Genomic DNA, 21,323 nt, shown 5'->3' with positions numbered 1-21,323 from the left:
TTAAGATGTCATTTAATTATCTTTTCAATAATTCCGCTTGGAACATAACCAATACGATGCGCCTTAACCTCTAGCTTAGCACCTTTTGGAAGTTGGATTGGATTCTGGTAAACCGACCAAGGTTTTGGTGTTTTATCATCTTTAATAATCTTGTAACCTATTGAAGCGCCTATTGTATTACATGACATAGAAACTTTATTATCATTAAATGTTATTATTGGATTTTCTGTTAAGGGTTGTACTTTATTGCCTTTCCATAGTTTGACAATTAATTCGCTTTCAGGAATTTCTGGGTTATCGCCAATAGTTTCAAGCCATTCGTCCATTTCGCCACGTAATCTATGAAGTTGCGCCTTGTATTTTGGGTCATCGGCAAGGTTGTTTAATTCATAAGGATCAACTGTGCAGTCGAACAATTCCTCAACAGGTTTTTTATCTCTAAACCACTGGCTTTGATACGCGTTAAGCTTACCTTCATCTCTCAACCTTAACAATTCTTGCATCGCTGGAATACGCTCTCTGTAGGTAATTGGCAAATAATAGGCTTGTTCTGGTCTGTAATTTCTTATGTATTTAAACTGCTTGTCTCTTACTGCTCTAATCACATCCGTCTCTGCATCAAAACGGTCAGCCGCTGCGTGAATATAATTGCGCTCTTCAGCTTTATAGTCTCCTAAAAATGCTTTTCCTTGCATATAGGGTTTTGGTTGTTCTCCAATAAGCGATAGTAACGTTGGTGCAAAGTCTATAAAACTGATTAGTTGATCGTTTTTTGTGCCTGCTTGTAATTTTTTAGGAAAACGAATAATCATAGGCGTGTTTAATCCAGAGTCATAAATCAATCGTTTTTCTCTAGGTAATGGACCTCCATGATCGCCGTAAAAAACAATTATAGTATTGTCTAGCAAACCATCGTCTTCCAATTGTTTTAAAACTACACCCACTTGCTTATCCATTTCAGCAATGTTATTATATAGCTTCCACATATCTCTTTGTACCACGGCATTATCTGGTAAATATGGTGGGACTTTAAATTTTGTGTCTTTTGAAATGTGTACAGGTGTTTCAGATTCAGTCATTTTATTATTCGCATGGGATGTTCCAAAATTTTTCCATTTGTAGTTTTTATCGCCAGCGTGATAATGCCTTGTTTCTATTTCTCGGAAGCCATAGGGTTCGAACAATCCAGATTCATGCGTTACTGTAAAATTGAATATTGAAAAAAACGGTTGCTTATCTGCTCTGTTTCGCCAGTGTGCGTAAGGGCTATTTTCATCCCAGGCGGTTACCGGTGCTTTAAATTGATAATCGGTTTTGTAGTTATTGGTACAATAATACCCAGCGCTACGCATCCACTCGCTTATCATTTTTGTATTTGGCGGTGGTACTGCTTCATAAGCTGGTAACCCTCTTTCTTTTGTATATGAGTTAACCCGCATGTGGTTTGCCCCAATACTAGATGGATACATACCTGTAGCTATTGCTGCTCTACTTGGCGCACAAACACCTGATGTAGAATATAGGTTGGGATAAATAACGCCTTCGCTGGCAAGTTTACTTAAGTTTGGTGTTGCTACTGTTGAGTCGCCAAATGGTGGAATATAAGCGCTCATATCTTCGGTAACTAACCAAAGTATATTTGGGCGTTTGGGCAACTCCAAAGTGGCTTCATCCTTAATTTGAGTACTGGATTTTTCTTTTGATTGACATCCAATCAAACAAATACATATTATGATTAATACTTTAAGATATTTCACATTTAAATCTTTTGAATAAATAAGAAAGAGGCTGTCTGAAAAGTAATCGTATTGTCAATCTGAACTCGTTTCAGATTCTAAAATAAACTAAAAATCAGGTCGATAAGATTCTGAAATAAATTCAGAATGACAGATTTTCGTGTTTTCTGACAGCATCAGTTATATCATACTATTTTTCAATCTATTCTAACTTCAAAATTTCACTCCCTGCTAACAAAAATGCTCCTGTTCCAAAGTTTTGCCAAGAATCTGCAGATGCTGGTTCTGGAAATGCTCCAATATTTTGCACCCAACCTACACGACCATCTGCATGCTGACATTTTGCAATAGCATTCCAAGCTTTAATAACTGCTGGTGTGTGTTTTTTATCTACTAAACCATTATTAATTCCCCAAGCTAAAGCAAACGTATGGAAGCCACTTCCACTAACTTCCCCATGATTATAAGATTCTGGACTAAGCAAACTTGTTCTCCACAAACCATCATCAGGCTGAATAGCTAACATTTTAGCAGCCATTTCTTTATATAATTTTTCATAAAACGGACGATGTTTGTAATCTTCTGGCATATCATCCAAAATCAAAGCTAATCCAGCTATAACCCAACCATTTCCACGAGACCAAAATACTTTTTTACCATTTGGTTCTTTGGTATCTTTATCTGAACCTGTCCAAACAAAACGCATGTCTCTAGCAAATAATTGCTCTTCTTCATCATACAATTGATTATAGGTTTCCATATAAAATTTATGCATATCATCTAAATATTTAGGCTGATTAGTCTGTTTTGCATATAAATTTATTACTGGAGGAGCCATAAATAAAGCATCGCACCACCACCATAAAATAGTCCTACCGTATTTACTTTTATCGTTCCCTGCCTTCCAGTTATCATCTTCGTATAAATGTGCATCCAAGAACCTTTTTGTAGGTTCTAAGTCTACAAAATTCTTTCTAACATCAGCCTTATCTATATATAAATAGCTATACGAAATTGCTACATCATCGGCATGATGCATACGAGAAAAAGTATTCCAGTTATTCCAATACCCTTGGTTTTTTAGTGCAGCCATATACATCATATCTCCTGTGGCTTTGTGCGCTCTAACCACGCCTGTGTAATAAGCACCGTTAGTCCAATCGGTAGGTGCAAGAGCAATAATTGGGTGTGCTTCTTGCCACTCTAAAGCATCAATCATAGCTGCTTTTATTTGAGTTTTATCAATTGCCTGTTGTGATTCAGTAACTTTTTGAGCTGTTGAACAATTCAATAGTAGTACAATTGCGAAAAGTGATAAAATTGTTTTATTCATTATATCTTATTTTTTTAGTTTGAATGTAGTTTCTAAATATTCTTTTGAAGAGGTACCTACCATTACTGTATAGTCTCCAGCTTCTAAAACTTTTTCCATTGAAATGCCTGTAAACTCCAACATTTTTGGTGTTATGGTGAAAGAAACGGTTTTACTTTCCCCTGCTTCTAATTCTATTTTCTCAAAACCTTTTAGTTCTTTATCTGGACGAGTTACCGAACCTATCTCATCCTTAATATACAGTTGCACCACTTCTTTAGCTTTCATGCTACCTTTGTTAGTTATTTTTACGCTAACTTCTAGCTCTGTATCAGGTGTTATTTCTGTATTTGAAATTGCAATATCAGCATATTTAAAATCGCTATAACTTAAACCATGACCAAATGGATACAAAGGTCCTTGACCTAAGAATAAATATTCTTTCTTATAGTTGATTTCTTTCATACTGTAATGGTATGGTAATTGACCAATAGATCTTGGAATTGTAACTGGCGATTTTCCTGATGGCGATACTTCCCCAAAGATAATTTTTGCAGTAGATTCGTCTCCAAACTCACTTAAATCCCAAACATCTAAAATAGCATCGGCTTGTTCTGCTATTACATTAATAGTCAAAGTTCTTCTATGCTTTAAAACAACAATTACTGGTTTACCTAAAGCCTTAATTTTTTCTAAGAGTTCATCTTGAGGACCAACAGGATCGATAGTTGCTCTATCTCCCAATGTACTATTACTAAAATAAGCTTCTTTAGCAGTGTACTTATCACCTCCTAAAAATAAGATAGATACATCTGCAGACCTTGCTTTATTTACCAAACTAGCAATGGCTTTTGGATCTCTTTCTAAAAGTTCTGGAGCACCGCCTTTTTGATTCGTTAATTGAAATCCTTTTTCAGCAATGAATTTTACATTAGAACCCGCAACTGATTCAAACATTTCTTTTGTGTTTTCTTTTAATAAAGGTCCTAATAAGGCTACTTTTAAAGATTTATCTTTTGATAATGGTAATGCATTAGCTTCATTTTTTAATAGAATGATAGATTCTAAATCTGATTCTTTTGCCAATTCTAAAGAAGAAGCTGCTCTGTTTCCTTTTTCCACATCTTCAATGTTGATGTAAGGATTATCAAAAAGCCCTAAAATGAATTTTGTTCTTAAAACACGTCTTACTGATCTATCTATTAATTTTTCAAGTTCTGGGTTTTTCTTTACCATTTCTGGTAAGTATGCATAAGAATCTTCAGCATATAAATCAATATCTATTCCTGCTTCTAAGCCCATTTGAGCTGCAGCTTCTGGAGACTCCGCCACATTCATAAAATAAAATAAGCGTGCAATATCATTTGAATCTGAAACTACGTAACCTTCAAATCCCCATTGGTCACGAAGTACACCAGTTAATAATTCTGGATTACCATGACTTGCCACACCGTTTAAATCGCCATGTGATGCCATAATCCCTAACGTTTTTGCTTCTTTTACTGCCGCTTCAAACGGTGGGTAAACTTCATCAATTAATGTTCTTTCAGAAATTTCAATGGCTGCAAAGTTTGAGCCTCCTAATACTTGCCCGTATCCTGCAAAGTGTTTTGCTACGGCACCAATATGTGTTCCATTTCCTAAGCCTTCGTAATTACCTTGTACACCAATTATAGCATTTTTAACCATCTGCGTTGTTAAATAGGTGTCTTCTCCAAACGCCTCACTCATACGTCCAAAACGAGGATCGCGAACAATATCTGCTTCTGGCGAGTGGCACATATGCATGCCTCTTAATCGTGCTTCTCTACCTACAACATCCCACTGGCGTCTCACTAAATCTGGATTGAATGATGCTGCAGACGTCATTGGGCGACCAAACTTGGTACAGCCTTCGGCATCTACACCGTTATAAGATTCTGTAACAAACAATGCTGGAATACCCCAACGGTTGTTTTCTATAATGTATTTTTGAAGTTCATTGTTCAACTTAGCAGCAGCAACAGCATCAATATGCTCTCCTGGGTTTTTAATACCTGCAATACCTAACTTTAGCTTTTCTATAACTTTATCAGAAAGTTTTAAGTTGCCGTTTTCATCAGGTTTTGCACCAATATTAGCATGAAAAATTCGCATTTGTGCCACTTTCTCTTCAAGTGACAACTTTGGCAATAATGCTTCTACACGCTCATCAATTGATAAGGACGCATCTTTATAATCGGCAGAACTAGATGCCTTTGTATTACATGACACTACAATTAATAATACGGCTATAAAAAATAATTTCTTCATTAGTTTTTAATTATTTGTTTGATTGTTAGTTTTAAATTTGAATCGGTTTAGTTTGAAAGATTGTTGGTTTACGCCTTTAAAGACAAAGCATAACGACTGATTACCTTTTAAATTTTTAGTTTTAAAGTTTCTTTTTTGAAAGGTATAAATTTCATTTTTAGGCACATTGCAAGTAAATAAGAGTATCCCATTAGCATCATTTTCTCTAACTTCTATTTGTAGTGCTGCTTTTGCAATAACTTCTAATTCTAAAGTAACTACGTTACTTAAATTCTTAATATTTGGATAGACAACGTAACTTAAACCTTCGGTTGGTTCTATTGAAAATCCGCCTTTGGTATTTTCAACTTTTGCTACATTATTAGACTTGAAAAAATCTTCAGCTTCAATAGTAGCATTTGCATTATAATTGCCCACACCAACACCATCAACTCTTATCGTTGCCATTTCACCATTAGCTTTATAATGCAAGTAGCTTATAAAACTATCTCTAAAATAACGATTTCCAGTTTGACTGATATCACAATACACATAATACCATTGGTTATGCCACTCAAAAAAACTACCATGGCGTCCTTGTAAAAATCCGTTAGGCCATGTTGGAGCTTCATACCCTTGCGTGAAACTCTCTTCTTTTATCACAGTGTCTTTGTAATCGTAAGGGCCATAAACATTATCAGACATGGCATAAAAACAGCCCCAAGACAAATAGTATTTACCATTGTATCTGTGAACAAATGGTTTATCATCAGTTGGCATTTTTGTATTGCTTCCATCAGGATTGTAAGGTCCTCTCGGGTTATTTATAGTTATTTTTTTTGGTGTTTCAGCTAAACTTATCATGTCATCATTAAGCTTTGCTATATAATAATCCCAAACTCCAAAAATGATATAGTGTGTGCCATTATCCTCAAAAATAGCCATGTCGTATTCATGTGTTGGTGTTAAATCAGTATTTAATAATGGTTTACCTAAAACATCTTTCCATGGTCCCGCTGGTGTTTCTCCAACTACAACACCTGTTTGTTCATTCCCTTCAGAAAAATACCAATAGTATTTTCCGTTGTTATGAGCAGCATCCGTAGCCCAACATCTAGAGTAATCTTTACCAATGTAAGTATCTTTTGGATTAAGTATGCTTCGCTTTTTCCAATTCACTAAGTCGGTTGATGACCAAACCCACCAATCATCCATAATAAACTTATCATTATTTATAGATTTATCATGAGATGCATAAACGTAAGCTGTATCGTTAAAAATATGAATATGTGGATCGTTTAAGCCTTGGTTTTGAACAATTGGATTTTGAGCATTACTAAATGTAACACTAATTACAAGAATTATAATTTTCACAAACTTTATATTCATAATAATTATTTACAACTTATTTCACTCCAAACTGCACTAGTAGCCTGAGAAAGCGATTTATCAGTTTTAAACATTACAAACTGATCAATAGCATGAGATTTTGATCGTCCAGATATTTCCACATCATAAGTACCAGCCTTATCAAATGTTGCAAAAACATTGAATGGATCATTATCATTTGTTGATGACCTCCAAAACCATTCCCCTAGCCTATTCATATATATTTTTAACCACCCATCTTTACTGGAACCTTCTGGATTGGGTGTTTTTCCCGATCCTTTTGGATAAACTCGTTCTCCTGTACTTGCTTTTTCACCAAAAAAGTCATCTCCATTAATTCTCAACCAAGAATCGTTATGTTCTGTATTACTAGTTCCAGTTCCTATTCTAGAATTCCAAACAAATTGATAGGTCCCAGGTGTTGTAATTTTAATTGAAAACTTCATCAAACCTTGTCCTGGTTCATTAAAATAATCATTTCCATTCCAAATAAGATATCCTGAGCCCTCAAAACCTAATAAACTAGTTACCGTAGCCCAACCATTAGCTGTAGTACTTGGATTTTCGATATCGACTCTAACTAAACCTTCTTTTTCTGCAAATAATTTACCTGTTGAACAACTATTAACAATGGTCTGTTCTTCCTCCTCTTCTTTATCTGTTTCCATAATTTCTTCTAATTCACCATTTGAATCACTTGAACAGGAAGAAATAATAGTAGTAAAGCTAAAACATAATACGAAAATTAAAATAGTACTTTTGATTAGTTTCATATTGGATTGAAATTCTTTTGTTGCTAAAAATAGAGTATCATTGCCTCATACCTATCCTGTACTGTACCGAAAATGATACTATTCAACAAATAGAAAAAAAACTAAGCATTAGCATTACTATTGTTTTTTAACCAAAACCACCCAATCCTTTTCATTCATTGAAGGTGGCATTCCTAATGCTATAATTCCGTTAGCTTTAACTTTAGTTATAGAGCCATCTTGTAAATCACCTCCAAGTCTTGGATTGTACCACTTAACTTGAAACGTTGTATTAGAGTTTCCCAAATTAAGTTTAATATTACCAGCTCCAGATTCGGTATAAACCGCATAAACTTCCTCGTGTTTTGCTAAACAATACGATACATCATCAGAAGTTAAATCATCACGAGGTTCCATTTCCCAGAACGGGATATGATTATTAAAAAAACGAAGTGCATGTTTATTTTGGTCCCAAAATAAATCGCGACTTCTAAAATCTTGACAAGTTAAATCTGAATTAGGACTGGCATACCCAAAATACCACTCTACACCATAACCTCCAGCCATAAGTGTTCCCCACATCGCTCTGCTTCTTGCATAATTATGTTCGGGGTCTTCATCGTCTGGCAATAAAGCTATTTTCGCTTTCCCTGGCTCATCAACCGCTATAGCCCATTTTCGACCTGTAGCATTAGATTTTTCTAGCCATTTTAAAACTCTTGGATGTACATCATTAAATTCTGGATGACTTAATTGTAATGAAGCTCCAGTTAATACAGATTGATTACCTATTAACTCTTCATATCTATCGTCTTTATTTGGATATGTATGAATTACTAAATGACTGTTATAGGCATCTAGTTTTGAAACATAGTTTGCTACTTTTTTTACCTCATCAATGGGTTGATTATTTTCTTCACCTAAATTCCAATTCATAGACAAGTGATGCCCAAATCTTGCTATAAGTTCTCTGTAGTACAATTTACCTTCTGTTCCTAAAACACCTTTATCCATTAAATGATCTGTTTCTGTTTCGTGGGTTTTAAAATGCAAAAACATACCTTTAGTTTCAGCATAATCAAAAACGCGTTCCCACTGGTCTAATTTTGAAACATCAAATCTCGTTTTATGAAACATGGTCTCCCAAGCTTCTTTATTCTTCTTTATACTAGAGTATGCTTCATATTCTTCAATAGGCACTTTTAGTAAATGAGGGAAAATATTCCTGTCATCTCCATCTACATTAAAGGTTAAAAACGAAAACACATTAAGTTCTTCACTTGCTAAATAATTAATAGCACCTAAAAGGTTTTTTCCTTTAGTATTTTGCCACAAATATGATGTTGCGCTTTCATCAAAATCTTTTGCATGTGGTTCCCATGCTTTTTGAAAACCTAGTGCATTTGTAGACACATCAAAATCTATATAAGCTAATAAATTTTCAGGAGCATCAACACCTAATTTTATGAAGTATTTTTGACTTTCGGAAAACTTTAAATACGATTCACCAACGTATTGCAGTCTTCCTTTAGCACGGTTATCTATTCCTGTTTTATCAGATTCTGAAATAATAAATACTCCTGCTTGTCCATCCATAAAACTTGCACTTGAAGCGTTACTTACATTATCTGCTACAGCGATATTATCTCCTTTTTTAAATGAAACTGAATATGACCATTCTCCAACTTCATCTGGCGTAAAACGAACTTGCCAAATATTTCCAGAACTACTACTTGTTTCAGCAGCATTTCCATCTGTTGCATAAAACCCAGGTATTATATATTCTTTTTTATTATTTTTAAAAGTTACATCTAAACGATAATTTAAAAATGGATTGTTTTCATCCATTTCGCTGGCCTGTGGACCTTCAAAATTTAAAGTAATTCTATGCCATTTTTTTAAATCACCTTCAACCTTTACTTCTTTTTGTTGTTGGCAAGAACCAAGAAATAAAAAAAACAAAAGAAAGAAGGAAGTGTATTTGAGCATTTTATTTAATAACTATTTTTTTTATAAGTCTATCAGATTCATTTGATAGTTCTAAAAAATAAATACCTTGGGCGTGGTTAGAAAAATCTATTTTATTTTGGAAAACGGTTCCCTTTTCTAAAACTTGACCTTGTAAATTGATTAAATTATATTGAAGATGCTGGATATTTGATTTAATATTGAAAATACCCTCACTTGGATTAGGGTAAAGCGATATACTTTTCGCATTAAAATAATTGGTGCTTAAAGCCGATTTCAACTCAAATTCAATTTTATCCGGTTCACTTGATAATGATCTCCGTTGTGTTATTCTTACTGTATTTTCCCCTTGATTTAATGTTATGTCTGAAATTCTTGATTCTAAATAAACATTCCAATCAAAGGTTCTCGTAATTAAAACATCTTCATAAAGGGTTCCATTAATTTCAATATCCATGATGGAATCATCCCTATTTCTATTTGCTGCAAAAAGAATAAAATCATAAGTCCCAGCAGTAGTTACCTGAAATTTATGTTCAATAAACTGAGCTCCTGCAAATGCATCAATATATTCACCTCCTGATGCTGCTGGATTAGTTCCAATTATAATACCGCTTGATCCAGTCGTATAATCCTCGGCCTCAAGAACAATATCAGGGTTTACTGGAGCGTCTTCCTCCGAAAGTGCGAATTCTTGAAAATACAATGGGCGTTTATCACCCACTCCTAGTGTATTATTGCCGGTATCCTCCATTAGATAAACGTACAACTTATCACCTGTAACAAAAGCATCAAAATGTGCATAATTTGTACTTTCTGTACCTGCATAAACTATTTCCCAATTATTCTGACCCTCCAATGTCGTTTTGATATTTACTTTTCCTCCTAAAAGCTCTACCATAAACACATGGTTTTTATAGCTGTAAAGTTCACCACGAGTTTGGGGGTTTGGGATAAGTCCATCTACATTACTAGAAAAATTAGTGTCAGTAGTCAACTTATAATAGTGTACATTTCTATTATCAACGCGTTGTACAAAATGAATCGCACCATTTTCAGTAACTGTCCATGCTGGATCAGAAGACGATCTAGGCAATGAAGCTGTCCCATAATCATCCCCTGGTTGTGATATCTGAACCGGGTCAAGATTAGGGTTAATATTATTTCTTATTGGGAGAGAAATAGGAGTATCATTAACATCAAACCATGGTGTGGATGCATTTTTTGGAATTCCGTTAGTGTATGCATAATATAGTCCACTATTTAACATATAACCATTACTGGTATTGGTATCATTATTAGTAGAGTATCTTATTGAAAAGCCAGAATAAAATTTACCGTTTAAAAAGCGCTCACCACCATACATATTATTCGTATTTGGTGAAGACAAAGTACCTTCATGAAATAACCAATTATTACTCCACACACTACCATCATAATGCGCTAAAAGTATATCGCCATTACCAGAACCACCTTGCCTATATCTTGCAATCAAGCTTCCATCATCAGCTCTATGTATCATTGGGTAAGTCATTCGCTCATAATCCTCTCCGGATTTTAAATAATTTTGCTTTGGATTAAAAATATCCAAAGTAAATTCATTATCAGGCACAAAAGCTTTATTCTTTAAAGACACTGAATAATTAAAAAAATCATTTGGTAGAGAGGAGGACCTGTAGGCGTGCATATCATAAATTATATGAATAGTGCCGTCTATTGTGCTTATACCAATAGCTGCAGTATTATGCGAATCGCCTCTTATTCCGGTGCCGTTTAGTAGCTCACCACCTTGACCTACATGTTTATGTGGAAACTCAATAGTAACCCAATTGGAGTTTGGTACATTTAAATTCTTTCTTGAAAGCATTAGATTTCGAGTGTCCATGCCCCCTTTGTACCAAGTAACAAATGCATATCCATTTACTACATCCACGCAATCTCCATGTGGTGATATTCTTTGGCCAAATCGATAATTTACATCTTTTGTGCCAGCAAAAAACAAACCTCCTTCTCCAGCACCAGACACCTGACTCAATTCATCTAATGTAGCCATGAGTTGTTTTTCTTGCCCTGAATAGATCTGAGAAAAACAAAACATTATTAGGAATAAGTAAACCTTTTTCATCTTTTCTTTTTTAAAAAAAATGCCAATAATTTAAATTATTGGCATTAATTACTTAAAACGAATTTATTTTAAGTTGTATGGTATGCTTACCTGGAGCGAGTCTTATAGACTCAAATGCAGAAGGCACTTTTTTTCCATTATGAAGTAAATCTTTTCCATTTAAGCCATTCAGAGAAAATTCGGCAACCATATTACCAGGAATTTCAATTTCATAAGTTTGAAGTCTTGCTCCGTTATATGTGTAATTTCCTTTGATAGTTCCTCTCACCGTAGGCACTTCAATGCTGCTCTTTTTTAGTTTACTCATTTGAGGCTTGATAGTAGTTACACCGAATCCTGGAGTTTTTGGCTTAATACCCCACAAACCTCTTGGTATTATGTTTGCAGGTACAGCTCCCCAAGCATGATTCCAATCTAGATTATTTTTGTATTTATTATCCCAAGCTTCTAGTGTAATTGTGGAACCAATTCTTATCATGTTATACCAACTTCTATCTAAAGTATCCGTTAATAAATCTAAAGCATAATCAGCTTCTCCAGCATTATACAAACCATCCATTAAAAATTGCGATCCATAAACACTACAAGCCATTCCTCTTGATTTTACATAATTCACAACAGATTCAAAATGCTCATCTGGCACTAAACCGAAAGCTAATGGCATCATATTAGCGTGTAAGGAGGCGTGGTCTGTACCAATACCATCAACATAAACACCACGTTCTTTATCAAACATTTGTTCATTAACAGCTTTTTTGGCTTTTGCTGCTCTTAATTCGAAATCTAAAACCTCTTGAGTTTTACCTAAAATTTTAGCAAATTCTGCCATAATCTTCATATTCTCATAAAAGAATGAATTTATCACAGTACTGTATGGTTTAAATACGAATCCGTCGCGTTCACCTTTAGTCTTACTTCCATTAAAGTTTGGTCCTGGCCAATCAACAATATCCGTTAAAGGCTTTTTATAGCCATCTGGAAATCCTAATTTTTTCATAAATGCGGCATCAACTTTCGTTGATGTTATTAAACCATCTTCATTTGATAATTCGAATAACGATTTATGTTTTAATGGCTCGTAATAACGTTCTATAAGTTCTGTATTACCAGTATACATATAGTCTGCATAAATCAATAAAGGTACATGTTGTTGCCATTCGGTTGGCCATGTTGGATTTTTCATAAAATACTCAATAGTGCGTCTTGCCATGGCAAATTCTCTATCGGTAGTATAATGGCTTAACTGATTTAAATAAGCATCAGCTTCGTAAGGAATACGCTCTCTATCACCATCAACATAAAGACCATTAAATGTTGTTGCTTTAATTGAATATTTGCATAAATCCCAAACTTGATTTAATATATCGCTATTACTTTTGAAACTACTTGCTTTTTCATCCCAATAGGTATGGTATGCCAATTGTGTAAAGTCTTCAGCTTTAAAATTACTTTGGGCACCTTCTACCTCGGCATATCTGAATGGTACTAAAGGTGGGAAACCATCTGGCAAAGGAATAGCTTTATTTGCTCTTGTATTTCGTTCATCTTCATGAACTTTAATTTGATATTTAGTTATACCTGGTTTTACATCAACTTTAATTTCTTGGTAGCGGATATTACTTTTTTTAGGTGGTGTTCTATTTAAATTACCTTTATCGTTAGCCATTTCTCCTACGTGTACTGTTAAAGTATGTGGCGTTTTGGCATTATAGGTAAAATCCATTGTTGCAAAAGCGGCTTTACCAAAATCAATAAAATAAGAATCACCTTTCTTTTCAAATTTTGTAGGTTTTACTTTTGTAGTAACAAATTTATTTTCAGTAGAAATAATATAGCTGTCACTTTTACCTGTTGTGAATTTTTGTGCTTCAGAATAATCTACAAGTCTATTTTCTTGCTCCCATATTCTAACTTTCCAAAAGTATGTTTTTCCTATTTCCAGGGGGTTACCTCCATACTCCACATCCGTTGATTTTGTAGAAGCTACTCTTCTACTATCCCAAACATCACCATTGTTATTATCAATATTAGCCTTACTTGATGCTACTAATATTTGATAAGCACCTTGAAACTTAGAACCTAAAGGCACCGTCCATCCAAACTCCGGTTTTAAATCGAAAATTTTAACATCAGTACTTGGTTCTCTTATTAATTCAACCGTCAAATCTGTTGGTGCAGCTCTAAATTCGTTACTATTCTTTTTTATTAATTCATCAAGTTTTGCTCTAAGTTTATCTGCAACGTCTTTGTACTTTTTCTTGCCAATTAAATTTTTAATCTCTTGAGGGTCTTTTTCTAAATCATAAAGTTCTTCAATAGATTTGTCATTAACATATCTAAAGTATTTCCACTTTTTTGTTCTTACTCCTTCACTTGGTGGTATTTCGCTAAAATCCCATATATGTTCAATTAAAATAGTATCTCTAGCTACAGTATTTGCTTCTTTTTTCACTATTGGCATTAAACTTTTACCTTGCCATGTATCTGGAGCTTTAACACCAGCCAAATCTACAATAGTTTGTGGCACATCTATATTTAATACCATATCATCAACGTCTTGGTGCTGATTAACTCTAGGGTCAAATACAATTAAAGGCACACGAATTGAATTATCATACATTAACCATTTCCCTGCAAACTGACGCTCACCTAAAAAATAACCATTATCACCCATTACTATGATTACAGTGTTTTTATCAATGCCTTTAACTTTAAGTTTTTCACGAATTTTTTTAATTTCTAAATCAATTCCAGAAATCATTCGGTAATAACCCTTTAAACTATGTTGGTGTTTTTCAGGAGTATCGTAACGCCAAGTCCAACGTAGTCTATTAAAACCATCTCTAACAATCTTTGGTTGAGCTAAAAAGTATTTATCATCTCCTAATTCTGGATCTGGTATAGTTGTACTTTCTAACATTTGATCCATTTCAGATTGCCAGAAATATTGCTTTGGAGCACCATCATGTGCATGTGGTGCACTAAAACTTAACGATAAACAAAATGGTTCTTTATTAGATGCATTGGTATCAATAAAATCTAAAGCTTTTTGCCCTGTATATCTTGTTAAGTGAACCGTATCATTGTTTATGGTTTTATAGTAATACCCTCTTCTATCTTTGTAACGGTTATTTCTGTCGTAAGATTCATATTCATCAAACTGCTTATCTAAATCGTTATAACGCACGCCATACTTCCCAAAAAAACCTGTGTAATATCCATTATTTTTTAGAAGTGTTGGATAAGAGTTTTCCATGTACTCGCTTCTAATATTTCCTGTTTGGAAATTAAAATTATGAGCACGTTCATGAAGACCCGTTAAAATACTCGCTCTACTTGCTGCACAAATAGGTGTAGTAACAATTGCTGTATTAAAATAGGTTCCTGATTTTGCCAAATCATCCATCTGTGGTGTCTCTACAAATTTATTTCCGGCATAACCGATAGCATCAAATCGTTGATCATCAGTTAGTATAAATATAATATTTGGTTTTTCGCTATTAGTCTGTTTAGCTTGTGCTGAAATTTTGTTGAAACATACCAGCATTACAATAATGGCCAGTAAAAAGCTGTTTTTTTGCATAAAAATAGTCTTAATTTAATAGATGATTTTAGTGAAACATATAGCTTATAAAGTTATAATATTTATATCCTTAAGCTATCCTGTTGTGTCCTGAAATAAAATCTTTTGAATTAATAAATATTATATTTTTTCTTCTAAGTATATAATAAACTTGAAAAAAATATATTTTACCAATTATCTGTTCTAAATATAGAAATTGGCAACCCTGAGTTTGTTTTCAAATTACTTTCAAAACAATCTTTAAAGCCGTAACGGATAGCTACTGGATTTTTTACCTGTTTACTATAAATAGTCAAAGTTTTTTTATTCTTGTTAAAGCTAACTTGTGCGGGATAAAACACTTTATCATGAGAAGCTAACGTAAACCCTTTTACGTTTTCACTATTTAAGAAATAATCATTTTTTTGAAATTTAAAGCGAAGTATTATTTTGTCTTTTATTATTGATACCTTCTTTAACACACCACTTTTAAAATTTAAACCTTTGACGTTGTATTGATTAGAAAGAACCCATTTTGATAATCGTTCAGCAATTACTTCCTTTTTAGCTGGATGAATATCATTACAATCACCAGCATCTGTTGTAACGACTAAACCAGTATTTGGTATTTGTTCAGAAACTTTAAATTGTGCTTCTCTAATTAAATCAGCTCCCATATCCAAAGCCTTTTTATTTTTTACATAGTTAAAGGGGGCAATTTGCACAAAATAAAACGGAAGACTTTCATCTTTCCATTGATTTCTCCATGAGGTAATCAAATCTTTCATATAAGCCATATATGTATCGGGCTGTGTCCTATTTGATTCTCCTTGGTACCACAATATTCCCTTGATTTTAAAATCTTGAAAAGGATGAATCATCGCATTATATAAAAAAGAAGGCTTTTTTTGCTTGTTTTGCTCGATTAATAAAATATCAGGAATCTTAATATTATTATATTTCAATAAAACTTCTTTCGGTATCCAAGATTCAATTTTAGTTCCTCCCCATGAGGATTCAATAATGCCTATTGGCACATTTAAATTTTCAAAAAGCCTTGTAGCAAAAATATATCCAACAGCACTAAAATCTTTTGCTGTTGCCGCATTAGATTTAACCCATTGACCACCAACATCAAAATTAGGAGAAATACTCGCTGTTCTTGGATTGTTGAATAATCGAATATTGTTATTATTAGCAATTTTTAGGTATTTATCCGAGTTCAAAACCATTGATTGCCTTAAACCTTTCAATGGCATTTCCATATTAGATTGCCCAGAACAAAACCAAACTTCTCCAATTAAAATATTAGTTAAAGTAATAGAATTACTGCCTTCGATCTTTAAAGTGTGCTTCTTGAAAGAACCTTTTTTAGTTTTAATTTTTGAAAACCAATACCCCTCAGAATCTGCAACTGTTGAAATTTTTTCTCCCCAACTAGTAGAAATTATTATTGAAGTCTCTGGAATATCTTTACCCCAAATTGATACCATTTCTTTTTGTTGCAAAACCATGTTGTCTCCAAAAAAAGCTGGTAGTTTAATTTGACTGTTTAACTCTAAACTAAAAAGACAAATAACAAAGCAAACAAATCTTAAATAGTTCATAAATTTTTATTGGATATACGTTACCATTTAAATAAGAAGAACTTATAATTCTAGTAGTTACTGCAGCTTCTTTTATTAACAAATAATCGTCTTTTCAAATTTTATAATTTTGGCTCCCAACCTGGTTCATATGTTCTAGACCACAATTTCATAGCATCTCTGTTATACATCATACCAGTTTTATCGTCAATATCAAAACCATCATTAATTCTGTAAGCAATATTTGCATAATGCACCATAGCCATACTTTTACTAGCATCATCAATAGGTGCGTTTAATTTAGTTTTTCCTCTTATGGTATCAAAAAGATTTTGAACATGTTTAGTTGAGGTGTCTCCACCACCACCTAAAGCAGTTCCAGCTTCTTTTGATGCTGAATTGTATTCTTTAACTAATTTTCCTTTACGGTCATATAACATATATTTACCTCTATCTACAAATACAGAACCTTCTGTACCATAAATAACTGTTCCTCGTCCAGTTCCATATGTACTGTAACTATTTCTAGATTTACCGTCCCACTTAATAACTTTATTATCAGCAAATTTAAAAGTGGCTTCCATATCATCATACATTTCCCAACCATCATCTAAAAAGTGACGCTTTTCTGCTTCAACATATACATGCTGTGGAAAATCTACTTGTAATGCCCAACGAGCCACATCTAACTCATGGGTACCATTATTACCAGCTTCGGCGGTTCCATATTCCCAACCATACCAATGCCAATTATAATTCCATGTTTCAGAAGTATAATCGCGTCTTGGTGCTGGACCTTGCCATAAATCCCAATCTAATCCATCTGGAATTGGAGCGCTTTTTTGTACTGGTGACTTACCTCGTCCATTGTTATAAAATGCAACAGCTTTATATGGTTTCCCAATAATTCCATTATGTATTTCATTAATAATTTCAATAGTATGACCTGATGAGCGTTGTTGATTACCCATCTGAACTACTTTGTTAAAATGTTTTGCCGCTTTAACCAATTGTTCATTTTCATGCATATTATGGCTACAAGGTTTTTCTACATACACATGTTTGCCTGCTTTCATTGCCATTATTGATCCTGGTGCATGCCAATGGTCTGGTGTGGCGTTAATCAATACATCAACATTTTTATCTTCTAATACTTTTCTAATATCATTTTCTAGGGAAGGATTATAATCTATATATTCTCTAAATCCCTTTAAAGCCTTCAAACGTTGACTTTCCATAACATCACATAAGTAAAGTAATTTGGCGTTACTTGCTTTTGAAGCTATTGGCGATTTAAAAGCATTCAAACGTCTTCCCAAACCAGCAATGGCTATATTTAAGCGATCATTTGCGCCAATGATATTTTTATAACTTTTAGCAGACATAGCATTAACTCCTCCAGTTAAACTTACACCAATAGCTGCTACTGTTGTCTTTTTTAAAAAATCTCTTCTATTATTATCCATTTTACTTCTTGTTATTTTTTGGAACTCTAATTTTAATATTTCTAAAAGCAACCTTATCACCATGGTCTTGCAATAAGATTTGTCCTTTTTCTAATACTCCAAAATTGGGCCATTTTGCATATTTACTTTCTGAAACCAACTTCAAAAATTCATCACTTCCACGTTTGTATTCTAAAACTTTAACATCATTAATCCAATGTTCTACATGATTATTAATAGACTTTATATAAGCTGTATTCCATTCTCCAATTGGCTTTACGGGCTTATCAGGATTCGCTTTAATTAAATCGTATAAAGAACATACGGTTCTACTCCCTTCATGAGAGCCTCTTTTTGCATCTTCATGAAGTTCATCATCTAAGATTTGGTATTCTAGACCAATTGATGACCCAGGGCCTTTATTAATTTCGGTATCTACATAATACTTTATACCACTATTTGCTCCTGGGGTTAATTTAAAATCTACTTGTAATTCAAAATTGCTATAATCTTGAGTAGTTACGATATCACCTCCTGCAGCAGATTCTGCACCTCCTGATGCTAAAACAATAAGTTCTCCATTTTCAATTTTCCAACCTGATTTTGGAAATTCATCTAATTTTGCTCCGCGCCATCCATTTGTTGTTTTACCATCCCAAAGCATTTTCCAACCTGACCTTTTCTCGTTAAAGGTCAGATTGTTTTTTGTAATTACTGGCTCTAAAGGACTTTTTGTGGCATACTTTTCTAAGTTCTCAGTTAAAATTTTTGCATTCTTCCACATTACAGTTTTACCTAGCTTCTCTTTTTTGTTACCAATAGAGTGTACTTGTAGACCGATAAATCCACTTGATGTTTTATCATCAATTAAATAAGCGGCTGGAACATTATTAATCCATGTTTTTATGGTATCTCCAATAGCTTCAACACGGTAATGATTCCATTGATTTTGTTTGAAAGCGTTTTGGGCTTCTGTATTATTCTCTAAAGGGTTTAGCCATTTACGCCTTTTTTCATCGTAGATACCTCCACTCCATGCTCGTTTTGAAGGGTCTATTTCAACTTGATAGCCATGTACCATTCCGTCTCTGTAATGCGGGAGCGAATTACTACGAATTTGAATACCTGAATTCATTGTTGAGTCAACCTTGTAATCTATTTCGAAAATAAAATCACCATACATTTTATTAGTAGTTAAAAATGTATTTGGTGTATTAGCTTTGGTGGTTCCAGTTATTATATCATCTTTAACTTCATAAGTCGCTTCTCCTCCTAAAATTGTCCAACCGTTTAATGAATCATCGTTTATCAACTCTACCCAAGGTATTTCTTCTTTTTTTGTATTGCAGGATATGACAAAAAAACATGCAACAATTAGTAATAGTTTGGTTGTAATTGTATTCATAAATATATATTATAAGAGTTTGTAATAAATGTACAGATAAATAAAAATATAACCTCCATTTTAAAACTTGATTTTAAGTGGAGGTTATATTTGACTAACTCAATTAACTACTTTAATTTAAACGTTTATAAAAAATCCTATAAAAACTGTTTAAATATTTAAGTTCAGTTTTTAATCATGGAGGTTAGCTAATGAATGATTATACAGTTCTGATATGAAATAAAATTAAAGTATTATTGATAAGAAACTATCCTGTTCTATCCTGAAAACAACATTTTCAATTATACATTCTTCAGCAGAAAAAACTGTAGTTTTAAAATTAAAGTAATTTGATATAAAATATTAGATTTAACTGGCTTATATCAAATTTTATCCCCAGAGTATAGCTAAAGATATTAAAAAAAAGTTTTAGGTTTTAACTAGGTTTCGAATACAATAAACTTGATAGTATATTATCTGGTGTTTAATTCAACTAACCAGCCTTTATATTAAAACTAACTTTATTTAGAAGTTGAGTATTTTTAGTATAGCAAAAAAAATAGCGGGAATTTAATCCCGCTATTTTTAACTTAAATAATATTATTTGTAAGAGTTAATCATTAAGGCAATTCAAAATCTAGTGTAAACTCTTCGAACTTAACATCTCTATCTCTAATCACTAAAGTATCTTTAACTGTATGTAGTAAATCGAATGTTGAGGTTGTAGTTGAAATTAATGTACCAAAAAAGCGATTCTCAGTGACTTCAACTTCTAATTCTCGGTATTGGAAATCTAAGTAAATTACATCTCGACTTTCTCCCCCCCATTCATCACCATCTTCTACAAATTCTCCTGAGCCTGTTACAGTAACAGTACTAGATGGATCAGCATTAGTAACAGTAACTTCTTCATTATCGTTAAATGCCAATCGTAAAGACAATGTACTATTAGTAGCAATACCTGGTCTTCTAACACCAATAGTCGTAGTTACATCACTCCTTGCTGCAGTTGCTAATGGAAGTAATTCATCATCTACAACAAACTCAGATCTATAAACTGTAGAGCCTTCGATATCCTCTGTTACTGTTTCTGTAGGATTTCCATTTGCAAAAACCGTAACCGATTCGTTAGAACCTACAGCTGCATCCTCACCGCGTCTTAAATAGATCCCTTGATATTTATTCATAAACTTGATGCCAAAAAGTGTATAGTCTTTAGGTTGTGTTTGCCAATCATCTGCTTTAATCTTGATAGGATTTGTAACACCTTCAGCCGGTACACCTACTAAAAGCGAATCTAATTCTTCATAATCTGTAATTCTTAATGGAACTACATAATGTACTTCACCAAATTCTGCAAATGATTGTGGGTCATCAAAAAAGGCATCAGAAAGCTGCACCGGGATACGCCCCTTTGTAGAACCAGAAGGAATTGTTACTGGACTTTCCTGTTCAATAGTGTAGTAAGAAGCTGGTAACACCTTAACATTTACAGTATCTAGACCTAACGCAGTAGCATCTATCAATTCAGAAGCCAACTCAAAATGTACTCTTCGGTTTTTATTATTATTATATACTCCTGACATGATGACACCGATTTCAAATCGTCCATTATTGTCATTCTCATTAAAACCTAGATCATACTTACCTTGAATTAATGTTCTAACTGGGGTTTGAAATGGAAAGTACACAGAAGATGAACCAAAGTCGTCAAATTCATTTTCCTGATTTTCGCAAGCCATTAAACTAAAGGCAATTACGCATATTAATAAATATTTTATTTTCATGTCTAA

At 33.4% G+C, this 21,323-nt stretch carries 12 protein-coding genes; all 12 read right to left on the bottom strand.

The window, feature by feature from the left end; genetic code table 11:
* Positions 1 to 8: 8 nt before the first annotated feature.
* Complete coding sequence (locus tag DIS18_RS07865; protein ID WP_245925612.1) at positions 9 to 1,718, bottom strand: sulfatase family protein; 1,710 nt, start codon at positions 1,716 to 1,718, stop codon at positions 9 to 11.
* 220 nt (positions 1,719 to 1,938) lie between these two features.
* Positions 1,939 to 3,069 carry a glycoside hydrolase family 88/105 protein gene (locus DIS18_RS07860; RefSeq protein ID WP_109352438.1) on the bottom strand — a complete coding sequence of 377 codons (1,131 nt, stop codon included), beginning with the start codon at positions 3,067 to 3,069 and terminating at the stop codon, positions 1,939 to 1,941.
* 6 nt (positions 3,070 to 3,075) lie between these two features.
* Complete coding sequence (locus DIS18_RS07855) at positions 3,076 to 5,340, bottom strand: glycoside hydrolase family 3 N-terminal domain-containing protein (protein WP_109352437.1); 2,265 nt, start codon at positions 5,338 to 5,340, stop codon at positions 3,076 to 3,078.
* A 6-nt stretch (positions 5,341 to 5,346) separates the two neighbouring features.
* The gene (locus DIS18_RS07850) at positions 5,347 to 6,708 is read right to left on the bottom strand and encodes a family 43 glycosylhydrolase (RefSeq protein ID WP_109352436.1); all 1,362 of its coding nucleotides are present in this window, start codon (positions 6,706 to 6,708) and stop codon (positions 5,347 to 5,349) included.
* Positions 6,709 to 6,713: 5 nt separating this feature from the next.
* Positions 6,714 to 7,481, bottom strand: a complete 768-nt coding sequence (locus DIS18_RS07845) for a hypothetical protein (RefSeq protein ID WP_109352435.1) — start codon at positions 7,479 to 7,481, stop codon at positions 6,714 to 6,716.
* Positions 7,482 to 7,598: 117 nt separating this feature from the next.
* The gene (locus DIS18_RS07840; protein ID WP_109352434.1) at positions 7,599 to 9,449 is read right to left on the bottom strand and encodes a DUF5060 domain-containing protein; all 1,851 of its coding nucleotides are present in this window, start codon (positions 9,447 to 9,449) and stop codon (positions 7,599 to 7,601) included.
* Between the two features lies 1 nt (position 9,450).
* Positions 9,451 to 11,553: a BNR-4 repeat-containing protein gene (locus DIS18_RS07835; RefSeq protein ID WP_109352433.1), complete on the bottom strand. Its 2,103-nt coding sequence runs from the start codon at positions 11,551 to 11,553 to the stop codon at positions 9,451 to 9,453.
* A gap of 52 nt (positions 11,554 to 11,605) precedes the next feature.
* Positions 11,606 to 15,136, bottom strand: coding sequence for an alpha-L-rhamnosidase-related protein (locus tag DIS18_RS07830; protein WP_109352432.1), 3,531 nt, complete (start codon positions 15,134 to 15,136; stop codon positions 11,606 to 11,608).
* Between the two features lie 167 nt (positions 15,137 to 15,303).
* Entirely contained in the window at positions 15,304 to 16,722 is a 1,419-nt protein-coding gene (locus DIS18_RS07825; protein WP_109352431.1) for a sialate O-acetylesterase, read from the bottom strand.
* Between the two features lie 101 nt (positions 16,723 to 16,823).
* Positions 16,824 to 18,167, bottom strand: coding sequence for a Gfo/Idh/MocA family protein (locus DIS18_RS07820; RefSeq protein ID WP_109352627.1), 1,344 nt, complete (start codon positions 18,165 to 18,167; stop codon positions 16,824 to 16,826).
* Between the two features lies 1 nt (position 18,168).
* Positions 18,169 to 19,551, bottom strand: a complete 1,383-nt coding sequence (locus DIS18_RS07815; protein ID WP_109352430.1) for a 3-keto-disaccharide hydrolase — start codon at positions 19,549 to 19,551, stop codon at positions 18,169 to 18,171.
* 599 nt (positions 19,552 to 20,150) lie between these two features.
* Entirely contained in the window at positions 20,151 to 21,317 is a 1,167-nt protein-coding gene (locus DIS18_RS07810; protein ID WP_109352429.1) for a DUF5627 domain-containing protein, read from the bottom strand.
* Positions 21,318 to 21,323 lie beyond the last annotated feature (6 nt).

Source organism: Algibacter marinivivus (assembly GCF_003143755.1).
Taxonomy (GTDB): Bacteria; Bacteroidota; Bacteroidia; order Flavobacteriales; family Flavobacteriaceae; genus Algibacter_B; species Algibacter_B marinivivus.
Note: the sequence above shows the minus strand (reverse complement) of the source record. Positions and strands in the feature narration are given on the sequence as shown.

Bases quoted from the DNA above. Each gene is read 5' to 3' on its own strand.
- DIS18_RS07860 (WP_109352438.1), bottom strand. From the start codon at position 3,069: ATGAATAAAACAATTTTATCACTTTTCGCAATTGTACTACTATTGAAT.
- DIS18_RS07855 (WP_109352437.1), bottom strand. From the start codon at position 5,340: ATGAAGAAATTATTTTTTATAGCCGTATTATTAATTGTAGTGTCATGT.
- DIS18_RS07850 (WP_109352436.1), bottom strand. From the start codon at position 6,708: ATGAATATAAAGTTTGTGAAAATTATAATTCTTGTAATTAGTGTTACA.
- DIS18_RS07845 (WP_109352435.1), bottom strand. From the start codon at position 7,481: ATGAAACTAATCAAAAGTACTATTTTAATTTTCGTATTATGTTTTAGC.
- DIS18_RS07840 (WP_109352434.1), bottom strand. From the start codon at position 9,449: ATGCTCAAATACACTTCCTTCTTTCTTTTGTTTTTTTTATTTCTTGGT.
- DIS18_RS07835 (WP_109352433.1), bottom strand. From the start codon at position 11,553: ATGAAAAAGGTTTACTTATTCCTAATAATGTTTTGTTTTTCTCAGATC.
- DIS18_RS07830 (WP_109352432.1), bottom strand. From the start codon at position 15,136: ATGCAAAAAAACAGCTTTTTACTGGCCATTATTGTAATGCTGGTATGT.
- DIS18_RS07825 (WP_109352431.1), bottom strand. From the start codon at position 16,722: ATGAACTATTTAAGATTTGTTTGCTTTGTTATTTGTCTTTTTAGTTTA.
- DIS18_RS07820 (WP_109352627.1), bottom strand. From the start codon at position 18,167: ATGGATAATAATAGAAGAGATTTTTTAAAAAAGACAACAGTAGCAGCT.
- DIS18_RS07815 (WP_109352430.1), bottom strand. From the start codon at position 19,551: ATGAATACAATTACAACCAAACTATTACTAATTGTTGCATGTTTTTTT.
- DIS18_RS07810 (WP_109352429.1), bottom strand. From the start codon at position 21,317: ATGAAAATAAAATATTTATTAATATGCGTAATTGCCTTTAGTTTAATG.